The 14,314-nt window shown below is 68.7% G+C and carries 6 protein-coding genes and 1 pseudogene; 4 read left to right on the plus strand and 3 right to left on the minus strand.

Features of this window, described 5'->3' with window-relative positions; genetic code table 11:
* On the minus strand, positions 1 to 3,280 hold a 3,280-nt coding region (gene fxsT / locus AC08OP_RS09980; protein WP_476613934.1), incomplete at its 3' end, for an FxSxx-COOH system tetratricopeptide repeat protein.
* Between the two features lie 12 nt (positions 3,281 to 3,292).
* Complete coding sequence (locus AC08OP_RS09985; RefSeq protein WP_476613935.1) at positions 3,293 to 4,786, minus strand: TIR-like protein FxsC; 1,494 nt, start codon at positions 4,784 to 4,786, stop codon at positions 3,293 to 3,295.
* Between the two features lie 689 nt (positions 4,787 to 5,475).
* Here AC08OP_RS09985 and AC08OP_RS09990 point away from each other — a divergent pair.
* Both AC08OP_RS09990 and AC08OP_RS09995 read left to right on the plus strand, forming a co-directional pair.
* Positions 5,476 to 6,705: an FxsB family cyclophane-forming radical SAM/SPASM peptide maturase gene (locus tag AC08OP_RS09990; protein WP_476613936.1), complete on the plus strand. Its 1,230-nt coding sequence runs from the start codon at positions 5,476 to 5,478 to the stop codon at positions 6,703 to 6,705.
* 2 nt (positions 6,706 to 6,707) lie between these two features.
* Positions 6,708 to 8,537 (plus strand): HEXXH motif domain-containing protein, encoded by a 1,830-nt coding sequence (locus AC08OP_RS09995; RefSeq protein ID WP_476613937.1) that lies wholly within the window; start codon positions 6,708 to 6,710, stop codon positions 8,535 to 8,537.
* Between the two features lie 15 nt (positions 8,538 to 8,552).
* Here AC08OP_RS09995 and fxsT (AC08OP_RS10000) read toward each other — a convergent pair whose 3' ends face one another.
* Positions 8,553 to 11,114, minus strand: a complete 2,562-nt coding sequence (fxsT, locus tag AC08OP_RS10000; protein WP_476613938.1) for an FxSxx-COOH system tetratricopeptide repeat protein — start codon at positions 11,112 to 11,114, stop codon at positions 8,553 to 8,555.
* Between the two features lie 659 nt (positions 11,115 to 11,773).
* Here fxsT (AC08OP_RS10000) and AC08OP_RS10005 point away from each other — a divergent pair.
* Entirely contained in the window at positions 11,774 to 13,894 is a 2,121-nt protein-coding gene (locus tag AC08OP_RS10005) for a tetratricopeptide repeat protein (protein ID WP_476613939.1), read from the plus strand.
* A gap of 40 nt (positions 13,895 to 13,934) precedes the next feature.
* Positions 13,935 to 14,314, plus strand: a pseudogene (locus AC08OP_RS10010) (hypothetical protein); the annotation flags it as partial.

Here is a 14,314-nt window from a genome sequence, read left to right on the forward strand (position 1 = left end):
GCCGTAGTGTGACCGCGTAGTTCCGCAAGGAGCGCAAGGTGTCCGGATGATTGATACCGAGGATATCCCGGCATCGGGTCAAGGTTTCCTGAAGGATTTTCAGGGATTCTCGGTAAAGGCCACATTCGCGTAGGTCCCGGGCGTGACTGTCGGCATACTGAAGGGTGAGGATGTCGTTTTCGCCGCTTGCCCGCAGCTGACGGATGTAGACATCCTCTCCGGTCTCGAGCGCGAGCCGGAAGTCACCGAAGAAGCGCAGCGAGACCGCGATGTTGTTGGCCGTGCTGATCGCGCCCGGGTCGTCCAGGATCGCCATGTCCCGGTAGCGGGCGTAGGTGTCCTCGTCGAGGCGTCGGGCCTCCTGGTAGTCACCCATGCCGCGCAGGTCCCCGCCGAGTGCCCGCGCGGCGCGGAGCGTGAGGGCGTCGTTGCTGCCGAACAGGCGGGCCAGGCGATCGTGGGCAGGCTGGTCGAGTCCCTTGGCCTGTTCCGGCTCCCCCAGCGCCCGCAGGCTGTCGGCGAGGTCGAGAGCGAGCGTCAGGGTCCGCTTGTCGTTGTCGCCGAAGACGTCACGCCAGATATCGAGGGTGACGCTCGCCAGATCCCTGCATCCCCAGTGATCGCGTTGCTCGTAGAGACACTGGACCTGGTTCGAGACGAGCCGCGACACCTCCTCGGAGGCCGACCCCACCGCGCCGGAGGGCACCAGGTGCGGTCGGATCAGGGAGTAGCGGGGCCATGTCTCGGGGCGGTCGGGCTCCAGCGGGTCCGCCGCCGCCAGCAACGCGTGGACCCGGCGGCGGACACCGGTGCGTTGGTCGGGTGTGAGGTCGTCGCGGATCACCGCCTGGACGAGCCGGTGTATCTCCAGGCTCTCGTTCTTCTGATCCACCCGGACCAGGGCGTGCTCGCTGATCTGCCGGACGGCTTTGGCCAGTACGAAGGAGTCCCGGAACTCCTGATCCTCGGCATCGGTCAGGTCACGTAGCCCCGCACCGGCAAAGATCTGCAGACTGATCGGTTCTGGGCCGAAGAAGGCACACAGCTCGGCGAGCCGCGCCGCCGTGGGAATCTCGCTGCGTAGCCGCTCCATGGACAGCAGCCAGGTGCGGGCGACTGGCAGGGGGTAGGTCGGGATCTCGCCCTCGAGCAGCAGCGGCCCTGGGCTTCGGTCAAGAAGTTCCAGGTACCGTTCCGCGGTCATCCCGGTCTCGGCGTGCCAGGCGCCGGCGTGCTCGAGCGCCAGCGGAAGGTCCCCCAGCGCCTCGGCGAGCTGCGTGGCGACCTCCGTGGTCAGCGCCGGAGCCCGCCGCCGCAACAACGCGATACTCTCCTCCCGGCTGAACATACCGATCTCCACCCGCTCCTGCCTGCCCTGCCAGCGCTGGTTGCGCGAGGTGATGAGCACGTGCCCGGGGCCATGCGGGATCAGTGGCGCCACATCATCGGGGGAGTCGGCGTTGTCGAAGACGAGGAGCCAGCGTCGGTACGGATCACCCCGGCGCAGGGCGTTCACCACCTCGTCAACCGGTTCCCGCCCCTCCCGGTGCGGCAGGCCCAGGTCGGCGGCCAACCGAGCCAGACTGCTGCGGACCAGCGCCGTCTGGTCGCACCCGATCCAGCAGACCAGATCATAGGACGCCCCGAACCGGAACACATACTCCGTGGCTACCTGCGTCTTACCCACGCCGGCGAGGCCCTGCAGAACCTGGGTACCGACGGGCGCCCCGCCCACCCCGAAAAAGCGGTCGCGCAGCCCGACCAGGAGAGCCTCTCGTCCGATGAAGCTCGGGTTGTGCTCCGGTACCCCTGTCCAGACCTGGGGCGGCGAGCCGGGGAAACGCACGTTCGCCGCCACGCCGATCTCCCGGCGGAGTTGCGTGGCCCGGCGGGTCGGACGTCCCGTCGCGGCAAGCAGCGTCTGCCGTGCGGGCGCCTCGTCGAAACCGACGAGGTCGGCATACTCCCGGTTGGTGAACTCGGCCGGCAGCTGGAAGTCCTCGATGCGGACGGGCACGAGCAGCCGACCCGTCCCGTCCGGATCGCTCGCGACCGTCCTGCGCCATCTCTCCAACGCCGGCGGTGAGCGGACGTACGCCGATGACAGGATGACGACTGTTCGGAAATGACCGGCCGCGGGGACGACGCCCTGATCGATCCGGTTCCCGGTGCCCGGGCCCGCCTGTTCCAGCCTCGTGGCGAAACCGGCGCTCTCGAGCTCGGTGGCGATCCAGTCCGCCCAGTTCCGGTCGGCGGAGGCGTAGCTCACCACGATGTTGGTCGGGATGGACACCGCGGTCCGCTCGAAGACCGCGAGATTGCGGCGGCGCTGCGTCTCGTCCAGCGTCGCGAGGGAGCGTACCTCCCCGTTGGTCAGGTACGAGGTAAGCCTTTCATAGGCGGCGAGAAGAGTGCCCTCCTGCAACGGGCGGTCCCCGAAGACCGCCAGGATCTCCTCGTACGCATAATACGGCTTGTATGGAACCTCCACATCGCCCCAGTACCGTTCCTTCTCCCGGGCGCTCATGTTCCGCAGAAACGGATCGAAGGTCGCACGGGCGAAGTCCCGGCCCAGCTCAAGTTTTTTCTGCTCACCGTCCTCGACCCGCATGGGCACCGGTAGATGGCCGATTTCACCGTTCTTGTCCTGTGCGCTGATTGACTGGGCGACGGCGGCGGCACCCTCGATGCTCTGGGTACTGAGTGTGAAGCAGTTTACGACGATGTCGGGCAACTGCACGGTGCATATTCCGGCGGTGTCGCTTAGCCCGGTCCGGCTGTCGATGAGGATCCAGTCGTAGGACGACCGCATGTTCTCCGCGAGTGCGTCGATGAAATCGGCCCCGTTGTGCGTGTCGTAGAAGGTGCTCCAGTCGAAGGTGCTGAGCCGGCGGGAGTAGGCTGCGTCGTGACGACCGGAGCAGACGAAGTCGATTGTGCCGTTGGCCGGAAAGGACCAGGTCAGAGACACCGCGTACGGCATGATCGCGGTCGCCCGCTCGAACCAGTCTTCCTCGCCGGCGGTCGGCGGCGACATCACCGTCGCGGTGAAATCCCAGATCATGTCCATGACGCCGCGGGTCGTCCGCAGATCCGGGTCGTGGTGGAACGGATGGAAGTACCGGTGGAGCCCGGGCGCCTCCAGATCCCAGTCGACGACGAGCACCCGCCGTCCGTTGCTGGCGAGCAGCCATGCGACGTTGGCGAGCGCCATGGATCGGCCCGTGCCGCCCTTGTAGGAATAGAAGGTGACGATGCGTCCCGAATCCCGTTCGTTCACTGGCGCCCTCTCCTACGGGCCGTTGAGGAACGGACGGCGGCGGTGGCTCGGCGGGCGCTGGCGGAAGATGGTCTGGCCGGCGAAGATGCGCGCCTGCAGATCCGTCAGGATCTGCACGAGCGCGTCCGCGAACTCCTCGTGGGACTGCACCTGCTCCTGGAAGAGACCGTCTCGGCGCAGCATGTTGTTCGGCAGGGCGCTGGCGAGGGTCTCGAACAGCCGTTCTCTGTTTTCGTGCGTCTCCTCGTCGTCCGGATTCCAGGGCACGAGCACCCCGGTCGTCGGTTCGTTCCGCTGGTCGTATTCGAGCAGCGCGGTACGGAACGGTTCCATGGTGGCGGTCCACAGATCGACGATGAAGACGACGATCTCGTTGCGCGTGCGCGATCGCTTGAGCAGCGTGGAGATGCCGGTCTGCAGCATGACGATGTCCGAAGACATCTCCTGGCCCGCGGCGATGAACTGGGCGGAGATGCAGACCCGTTGCTTGTGATGCGGGTGGTAGGGCTTCCACTCGTCGTACTGGCTGCCGTAGTAGCTCAAGTGCCGGCGCAGGGCGGCGAGTTCGCTGGCCGAGGTCACGGCGAGAACGAAGGTGACTCGCTTCGGACCGCCGACGTGGTCGGCCGGCTCCGGGCCGGCTTCCTGCGTGCGGACAGCGGTGGAAGGTCCGTCCCGGTCACCACGGGGCCCAATGTACGTGGCCGGCCCGGTTCCCGCCGTCGACTCGAGGATACTTGTCGGCCCGGTCACCGGGTGTGTCGTGGGTTCGGTACCGGCCAGACCCGTGCCCTGGTCTGCCTCTGCCTCGGTCGAGGCTACCGAGTGCGGCGGCGGGACCGGGTCCTGGATCAACTCCGGCACCTCGGACCGAGGCGGGACAGGGCGCCGGTCACCCCATTGATCAAACGCGCTGGGCACGGTGTCGAAGCCGGGGATCTCCGCCATGGGCGGCAGAGCGGTCTCTGCCGCGAGTCGTACGATCCGATCGGACAAAGCTACCAGGAACTCCTGGTACTCGTCGTGGTTCCGGTTCAGCTGGAGAAGATACCGTAAGCCGAACTCGGCGTACTCCTGGCCGAGATCTTCGTGATTGTACTGCAGCCGGGCCAGAATCGAGGGCGGCGGGCGTAAGGGGATCCACATCACTGGTAGGAGGACGGGTGCCCGTCCCGCGCCCGTCTCCTCCAGGTGGCGGAGGCGGTCCTCGAAAACTTGCCATTCCCGGCCGCAGTACTCACTTGTAAAAAAGGTGGGGGAGCATATGGCGACGAAAGTTCGGCAGCGGGCCAACGCCGAGGCGAGTTCCCGCGACCAGGCGTCGCCCGGTCGGATACTCGAGGTATCGAGAAACCCCACCTCGTCTGCCCTCGGATGCCCGCAGCGGACCCGGACCTCGTGCCGCAGATCCCGGAAGAAGCGGGCGAGAAACGGGCCGTCCTCGCCGTCCGCGCGGGCGTAGCTGAGAAAGAAGTACAGCGGCGGCCCGTCCGTCGCCTCAGGCATGTCCGTCTGCATCGGGCCCGGCCGGCCGGTCGAACCGTAGTCGGTCTGGCCGACCGGGGGCATCGGAGCGGTCTTTTCCGGTACGAGGCGGTCGCTCACCCCTCGATCTGTGAATGATCTCCCCCGGCACCGAGGCCCCCTCTTTCCAACACGGTGTGGCCGGAACGCGCTGCGACCACACGTCACAACCTGTGCGGGTGCAGGCAAGTGAGAACTGAGTCTACGGCGTGGTCTCCCAGCCGGTTGTCGTCTAGATTGCAGGTGTGGGCGGCGGTGCCCGGCGGCAAAGTGCAGCAGGCGCTGCGGTGTCAGGTGCCGCTCTCGTGGTCTGTCCGGGAAACCAGCAAAGGACGGGATGGGGGGACCGGCGGATCCGGGTCGATGTCGTCGTCGCCGGGCGGGCCCGGACGACGGTTCGTGCCATGGTTCGGATAGCGCGCACCACACCGCGACCCAGGTTAGATTGGATGATAGGGGGGTGGCGGAGGAGGTCAGCGGGTGAACGAGTCGTCCGACATCGAGACGCTCCTGCTCGAGGTGAGCGAGATAGTTCCTCTCGAGGCGAGGGCCACGGAATTTCCCGTGTTGAGTTGGGGGCTACGACGGGTCTGTCGCGAGGCGGCGAGGTCGTCACCCCCGTCGAGTGGGTTCAGCTCCAGGATCCTGAAACAGGATGATGGACAGCCGGGGTGTCCACCATAACGGCCGGGACCGCGGGGGGGTGGCCGTATGGCTTCCTGCGCCACGACGTACTCGGCCGATCGGGCTGGCGGGCAATGCCCTTCAGCCAGTTCGTGCTGAAGGTGCACAGCCGCTGCAATCTTTCCTGCAGCTACTGCTATGTCTACCACCAGGCCGATCAGGGCTGGCGGGGGCAGCCGCTCGTCATGAGCCCGCAGCTCGTGGCGGCCGCGGCCGCGCGGGTCGGGGAGCATGCCCGCCGTCACAATCTGCCCGCGGTGGAGGTGATCCTGCACGGCGGCGAGCCGCTGCTTGCCGGCGCCGAGCTGCTGGAGTCGGTCGTCATGGCGTTCCGCGCCGCCGTGCCGCCGGGTACGGATGTCACGTTCAGCCTGCAGACGAACGGCGTGCTGCTCGACGAGAGGTTTCTCGATCTCTGCCGCACCCATACGATCATGGTGGGCGTGAGCGTCGATGGCGCCCTCGCGCACCACAACCGCCGGCGGGTGCTGCGCAATGGCGCGGAGAGCCTCTCCGGCACCGTGGCCGGACTCGAACGACTTACCTCCGATCGCTTCCGGGCCGTTTTCGGCGGACTGCTCGGCGTCGTCGATCCGACGAGTGACCCGCTCGAGGTCTACGAGAGCCTGCTCGCCTGGCGGCCACCCGCCGTCGACTTCCTCCTGCCCCACGGGAACTGGACGACCCGCCCACCCGGCCGGCCGGCGGACGAGCAGGCCACGCCTTATGCCGACTGGCTCATCACGCTGTTCGACCGTTGGTACTCCGCGCCCGAGCACGAGACCGATCTCAGGCTCTTCCAGGAGATCATCACGCTCCTGCTCGGCGGCCACAGCCAGGTGGAGACGGTGGGGCTCTCGCCGTCCACCGTCGTCGTCCTCGAGACCGACGGCTCGATCGAGCAGGTCGACGCCCTGAAATCCGCCTATCACGGGGCGGCATCGACGGGTCTGCATGTGATCCGGGATGATTTTGACCGAGTGTTGCGGCATCCTGGGATACTCGCCCGGCAGATCGGCGGCGCGGCGCTCGGTGAGGAATGCGGGCGATGCTCCATTCACCGGGTCTGCGGCGGAGGATACTATCCTCATCGGTATCGGCAGGGGTCCGGTTTCCGGAACAGGTCCGTCTACTGTCCGGATCTGTATTCCCTTATTGTGCACATCGGTGCCCGGCTCCGGGCGGACCTGGAACATGTGCGACGTCGCGTAGGGTGAAGGTGAGATTTCATCGGCTGGCAGCGGCCGACTTCAACGAACTCGCGGCCGGCGGCGCACGGGTGGAGATCATCCATCGTCTCAGGGTGACGCAGCTCAGTAAGAGACTGCTGGCGCTGCGCGCGGTCATGGACGACGCCGCCCGCCGCGTTCCGGCGGCCTTCGCCAGAAGCGACCTCGCGCACAGCTACGACGTGCTCGCCGCTGCGCAGCGGCGAGCGCCGGCGGAGATCGGCGAACTGCTGCTGTCGCCCGGGATCGGGCTGTGGGCGATGCACTGCCTGCGCCGCCTGCGGGGAACGACCTTCGGGTCGGTTCCCATCGAGGAGGATTTCGGGGCACTGGGGGCTTTCGCCGCGGCCGCAGCGCTGCGGGCCGGGCTGGATGCCGAGGTCATCGTGCTGCTGCATGATCACGAGCTGATGCTCCCGACCCTCGGCCGACTCCGGGGCACCCTGACCGGCTGGGCCCAGGCCCGCATCACCGGCCGCGGCCTGTGGCTGGCGGAGAGGCCGACGGCGGCCGGGCCGGGAGCCGAGCGGGCGGCCACGCTCGCGGTTGAGCAGGTGACGCCGGCGATCGTCCAGCCCGGCACGGCCGCCTGGCGGCCCGTCGACCGGCTCACCGCGCAGACGGATGGCCTGCGGATCGACCTTCTGCTGGACGACCTCGACCCGGCGCGCGCACTGCTGGACCTACCGATGTCGCAGGGCGCCGCGTCCGGGGCTCTCGACGTCTGGCAGCAGCGCCTCGACGAGGGGTGGCGCATTCTCACCCGACTCGACCCGCGTCGAGCCGCGGCGCTGGCGAGCGGCCTTACCACGGTCTTCCCGTTGCGTCCGACCGACGGCGAGGCCGAACTCAGCGCCTCGTCCGGGGAGGCGTTCGGTGCACTGGCGATGACGATGCCCAAAGACGGATTGACCTTCGCCGTGGCCCTGGTCCACGAGTTCCAGCACAACAAGCTGTCCGCGCTACTCGACCTCGTGCCCTTGTTCGAGGCGAGAGAGGGAAGGCTGTTCTATGCACCGTGGCGCAGTGATCCGCGGCCGCTGCCCGGGTTACTCCAGGGCGCGTACGCCTATCTGGCGCTTACCGACCTCTGGGAGGCCCAGCGCGGCCTCGGGGATGAATCGGCCTACGCGCATTTCGAGTTCGCCCGCTGGCGGGAGGAGGTCTGGCGGGCGCTGATCACTCTGCGCCTGTCCGGTGACATGACCCCGCTCGGCCTGAGATTTCTCGACGGCATGCAGGCCACGGCCTGGGCCCATCGGCAGGCCTCGGTCCCGGAGGAACCGCTGAAGCTGGCTCGTCAGGTGAGCACCGATACCTGGATCACCTGGCGGTTGCGCAACCTGGAGCCCGCTCCGGGCCAGGTCGCCACGCTGGCCCGGGCCTGGGTGCGCGGCCAGCGGCTGCCCGAGCTGCCGATCCGGACGAGAACCGTGCCCGGCACCCGCGGGTTGGTGCACAATTCCCGGCTCGATCTTGTTCATCTCCGCCTGAGCGACCCCAAGCTCTTCCAGGCGGCGCGCGAGGGGGTGCCGGACGTCCTCGACCGAGGGATCTCGGCGGCCGACCAGGCGTTCGCGTTCGGTGATCTCGGCATGGCCACGCGCGCGTACAAGGAGGAGGTGCGTCGAGATCCTGAGCGGCTCGACGCCTGGGCCGGGCTCGTCCTGTGCCGGCAGGGCAGTCCGACGCCGGGCGGCCGGACCCTGCTGACCCGGCCGGAGCTCGTGCACGCGGTGCATCGAGGAATCGAGGCGGTCGGCGGAGACCGGGTCGATCCGGAGGCCCTCGCGTCCTGGCTGTCGACCGACGGCGCCTGAACCCGGGCCCGGGAGCTACAGCGGCGGCGGCTCGAAGTCGAAGTCGAGCCGTTCACCCCGCATACCCGCCTGGACGTCCGGATGGGTGTCACTGAGCACCCGCCGGTAGCGGTGCATAGTGTCGTCCGCGAGCACCCGCGCCTCTTCCGCCCTCCCGACCGCGGTCAGATCCAACGCCAGGTTCGTCGCGCACACCAACGTGTGCGGATGGTCGGGACCGAGCAGTTCGCTGAATCGCGGTAGTGCGCTTTCGCCCATGACTAGCGCCTCGTCGGGGGCGCCGAGCGTGGATCGGGCGGTGGCCAGATTCGTGACGCAGGTCAGGGTGTAGTGATGATCGGGGCCGAGTCTCTTCGTCAGGCCCGCGCGCGCATCCCTGAGCAGGCGTTCCGCCTCGTCGATCCGGCCGAGCTGGCGATGGATCAGGGCGAGGTTGAGGTCGCAGCCATAGGTATACGGATGGTCCGGGCCGAGGACGTCCCGGTAACGGCGAACGGTCTTCTCGATCCGAATGGTCGCCTCGTCCGGATCGCCGGCGACCCGCTGCGCGTTCCCGAGGTTGATCCCGGCGGCGAGGGTGTCCGGATGCTCCGACCCGAACTGCCGACTGTTGGTGTACCGGCCGTGCACCTCCTCGGCGAGTTCGAGGGCCTCGGTGAAGTCCCCGGCCTTCCGGCGAGCCACCGACAGGTCCTTCGCCTGGAGGAGAACATGCGCGTGATCCTCCGGCAGGACGCGACGGTTGACGAGATCGCGGTAGAGCAGGAAGGCCTGCTCCGCCGTTCTCCTGGCCTCGAGATACTGCCCGGCCTGCCGCAGGTCGCGCGCGACCGTGGCGAGCGAGAAGACCACCTGCGGGGCGTCGTCACGGCCGAAGAGGTTACGCCGGTCGGTGAGGTTCTTCCGGTCCGTCTCGAGAGCTTCGGCGTAGGAGCTGGTCAGGCTGTAGTCGACCGCCAGGTTGTTGACGGCGTTGAACGTACGGTTGTCGTCGTCGCCGAAGACGCGGCGGTGCAGGGCCACGGTACCCTCGTCGAGTTCACGGGCGGCCTGGAACTCGCCGCGCGCACGCAGGTCGGCGCCGTGACCGTTGAGGATGACGAGGGTCTCCTCGTGGTCCGCACCGAGTACCTCGGTGATGGCCTCCAACGTCGGGCGCCGGAGATCATAGGCTTCCCGGTACCGGCCCAGCGCCCACAGGATGTCCGCCTTGATGCCCTGCAGGATCAGGACGTCGGGGTCGCGATCCCCCGATTCCTTGATCCATTGCTCCAGGGTGCGGTCGGCCTCGGCGAGCCCGGTGGTGAAGTCGCCGACGCCGTAAAGGTAGCCGACGATGTGTTCCACCAGCTGGCGGGTGGGCGCCGACCGCGCCAGGTAGACCTCGGACGGGAAGATGTGCGGAAGCAGCTTGTCGTACTGCGGCCAGGCTTCGGAGTCGCCCGGCTCACCCGGGTCGGCCGCGACGAGCAGCTGGTGCACCTCGTCCCGCATGCGTTCCTGATCCTCGCGGGGCAGATCGTTGCGGATGAGCTTCTGCACGAGCCGGTGGACCTGCAGCGTCTTGCGGCTGTTGTCAATGCGGGCGAGGGCGTAGCGGCCGAGCTCCCGCATCGCCCGGCTCACCAGGAGGCGGTCCCGCATGGCGCTGCCGAATTCGGACCCGAGGATGTACTTGCCGCGGTCGAGGATCTCCAGGGAGATCGGCTCGGGGCCGAAGAAGGCGCAGCGGCGTAGGAGCTCGAGGGCGAACGGCGCCTGCTCGCTGAGCCGGCTCACCGACAGGCTCCAGGCGGCCGCGACCGGCCTGGAGTAGTCCGACGGAGGGTTCTCCGCGAGCAGTTTCCCTGCCTCGGTGCGGAGCAGCTCGAGGTACTCCTTGACGTCCATCCCGGTCTCGAACTGCAGCGCGCCGGCCTGCTCCAGGGCCAGCGGCAGGTCGCCGAGTTCCTCGGCGAGCTGATCGGCGTCGGCATCGGCGATGCCGGGGACTCGGCGGTGGAGGAACTCGAGGCTCTCGCGCCGGGCGAAGACGTCGACCTCCAGCGTGTCGACCAGGCTCTGCCACCGCCGGTTGCGCGAGGTCACGAGCACGTGACCGGGGCCGTGTGGCATGAGGCTGTGGACCGTCTCCGGCTGGTCGGCGTTGTCGAAGATAAGCAGCCAACGCCGGTACGGCACGCCGCGGCGCAGCGCGTCCAGCACCGCGGAGACGGCCTCCTCGACCCGCAGCGGCCCGGCCTCCGCCAGACCCAGCCGCGGCGCCAGAGAGGCCAGATTGGAGCGGACCAGTAGCGGCTGGTCGGCGGGGATCCACCACACCAGGTCGTATTCCGCCTGATAGCGGTAGGCGTACTCGATCGCAAGGTGGGTCTTACCCACACCACCGAGACCCTGCAATGCATGCGGTAGCACGGCGGTGACGTCGAGACTGTCCGAGGTTACCCGCCTGCGCAGGTCCGCAAGCAGGCTGTCCCGGCCGGTGAAGTTCTTGTTCCGCTGGGGAACGTTGCCCCAGACTGTCGGAACTCCTCGACCCGGTCCGTGTTCCGGATCGACCTTCACCACCGAAGCCACTGCACCCCCGCATTCCGGGCGCGGTCGGCGACATCTCGGCGCCCGCGCCCCACCGAGTAAAAGATTCGATCCGGACGCGTGCTAATGCTACACCACGACCCTATCGGGGAGGAGGCTCTCGCATCTCGGCCGTCGCCGGCCCGCCGCACCATCTCGCCACCCCAGCGGTTTCCTTGTCAGGGGTCAAGCGCCGGGGCCGGCGCGTCGCCGCCGGGTCCGTCCGGCGGTGACGGCGACCACTGTCGCGATCGATCGACTGGCTTTCCGCGAGGGAGGAGCTCCGACGTTGTGGCATTCGCCGCGAGCGCATACTAGGTTGTTGTCCCGCGGAGCGCCGGCAGCGCACGACTGACGACGGACGGGCGGTGCCGTCCTTTGCGGACTGAGTCCATCACCGACCGGCGGTACGCCTCCCGTGGGCGGGGGTCCGCTCGGCTCGGCGGTCGTGCGCGTCTCGCGGTGCACGGGAGGCGCTTTCGGGTGGTACGTCCGAACCCCGGCGACCCGGTGTCGGATATCATTCAAGGGTACTGTCAGGGGTGCTGTCGATTCGCCGGGGAGAGGCTTTTTACTACCTTGTTTACCAGGATGGTCATTGCTTGTGAAGGAAGGCGGGGAAGACCTGACCCGACCAGCGCTTCCGGGGCGCGGGGGTAGTGGTGGTCACCGTACTTCCCCGCCATTCTCCCTATGTCGGCCTCGCGCCCTTTCAGGAGACCGACGCCGAATTTTTCTTCGGGCGCGGCGCCGCGGCGCACGCCCTGCTCGCGAAATGGCTTGAAAGTCGGCTGGTCGTCCTGCACGGGCCGGCCGGGGTCGGAAAAACGTCGTTGTTGCGGGCCGGCGTGCTGCCGAATCTGGTCTCGACGGACGCCGACGTGCTGCCGGTCGGTCGACTGGGCCCACCGGTCGGTCCGGACGCGGACGAGGGCCTGGTCCGCTCGACCGGAAATCCCTACCTGGAGTCGTTGCTGCGATGTTGGGCGGGCGACGCCGACACCTGGTCGCTGGTGGACGCCATCCAGGGCAAGCGGCACGGTCACGGCGCCGCCGGTCGTGACCGTCAACTCGGCTCCGCGCGGCCGATCCTGGCCGCTGTGGACCAGTTCGAGGACTTCTTCGTACCCCACTCGCCGTATCTGGACCCGTTGCGCACCCAGTTCGTCGAAGTTCTCGGTGAGGCCGTGGCCGCCCTCCCGGACCTGCACCTGTTGCTGGTGATCCGGCGTAACCACCGGGCCGCGCTCGCGCCCTACGAGGACACCCTCGCCGGTGGCTCGACGATCGCCAGAGTCGCCGTCGGACCGTTGGACCGGCGCTCGGCAACTGCGGCGCTGACCGAACCGTTGCGGGCGGCGGGCCGACGCCTCCCGCCGGGTGCCGCCCAGGCCTGCGTCGACGACCTTGTCACCAGCCGTGTGGTGGACGCTACCGGGACGGAGTCCGTTCTGGTCGCCAGCACGGTGCAGCCGGCGTACCTCCAGCTCGTGGCGACGGCCATCTGGCGCTCCCCGCTCGTCACCGCCGGACCCGCTGGCGAACCCGTCGCCACCGAACCCGTCGCCACCGAACCCGCCGCCACCGAACCCGTCGCCACCGAACCCGTCACCGGCGCCCAGCTGGCGGAGACCGGTGATGCGAGCATGATCCTCGGGGCGTATCTGACCCAGGCGATCGTGGCCGTGGCCCGGGAACACGACCTCGACGACGGGGAGGTGCGCACCTGGCTGACCCGGACCTTCATCACCGAACGCGGCCGGCGGGGGGCCGTCGACGAGGGCATCGAGACGACCGCCGGGATGCCCACCGCCCTCCTCGACGCACTGGTCGAGCGCTATGTCCTCGCCAGTGAATGGCGTTCGGGTTCCCGGCGGTTCGAGCTCTTCGACGATCGCCTTATCCCGCCGCTGCAGGAGGCCTTCCCGGATTGGTCCGTCGCGGGACGCTCGGCGGGTGCGGCCGGTGCGGCCGATTTCCTCCAGGCCGCGCTGGTGAGCTTCGCCGACGGCGATGTCGTGGCCGCGCGCGGCCATGTCGACGAGGCGTTGCTCCGCAGCCCGGACGGCTCCCGGACGACGGCCCGGACATTGGCCCTGCGGGCCGAGCTCGATGAGGCGCAGGCCCGGCCCGAGCAGGCGGAGCAGGGGTACCGTGAGGCCGCCGAACTCTACGAATCGCTGTCCGACACCGAGGGTTCGGGCCGTGCCCTGGCCGCCATCGGCCGGCTCCTGCTGCGCGGCGGTCAGTACGGCCAGGCCATCGAAGATTTTCAGGCCGCTTCCGCGCGGCTGCCGGCCGACTCCGGCGTCCAGGCCGACCTCGCCCGGGCGCTGTGGTACTCCGGCCAGCCCTGGGCGGCTGCCGCCATCTTCTCGACCGTGCTGACGATCGCTCCGGAATCGGAGGCCGCCCTTGCCGGGCGGGGACAGCTGCGGGTGGAACTGGGGGACGACGTTTCGGCGTTGGAGGATCTCGAGCGGGTGACACGGCTGGCTCCCGACGTCGCCGGCGTCACGGAGGTGCGGGCGACCCGCGCCCTGGCGCTGGCCCGGCTCGGCCGATCGAGGGAGGCATCCGACGAGACCGCGGCGGTCCTGGACGCGGCGCCGGACAGCGGCCCGGTCCTGTGGCGTGCCGCCGGTGTGGCGCGTGCCGCCGGCGAGGACACTCGAGCGGACGATCTGCTGCGGCGCGCGCTCGACGCACGCGATCCGGCGCTGCTCCCGCATCAACAGGAGCAGGTACTCCGCTCGCTGCGCCGCTCGGGGGCCATGGCCTGACACCGGTATCGCAGCAGCGCGGCTGGGAGGTTGATCCAGGATGGCTCTACATCGCCAAGGCGAGTGGTGATCGGGCGGAGCGGACGGTCGACGTACGGCCGCACCTGGTCCCGTCGGGCGAGGAAGTCGTGGTCCCGCGGTTCCGGATGCCGCAGGAGTCGATTGCGCCGGAGACGGCCTACCAGATCGTCCACGACGAGCTGATGCTCGACGGCAACGCGCGGCTGAACATGGCCACGTTCGTGACCACCTGGATGGACCCGTACGCCGACCGGCTGATGGCCGAGTGCGCCCCGAAGAACATGATCGACAAGGATGAGTATCCGCAGACGGCGGCGCTGGAGGAACGGCGAGTCATCGTTCCACTACTGATCCGGGCGCGGGGCGCGGGGGCGGGGGCGAACCTGCCGAAGACGACCG

This window comes from Frankia sp. CeRuru1 (assembly GCF_977966315.1).

Excerpts from the sequence above, each read along its gene's own strand:
- AC08OP_RS09985 (WP_476613935.1), bottom strand. The coding sequence starts at position 4,786 with ATGCCTGAGGCGACGGACGGGCCGCCGCTGTACTTCTTTCTCAGCTAC.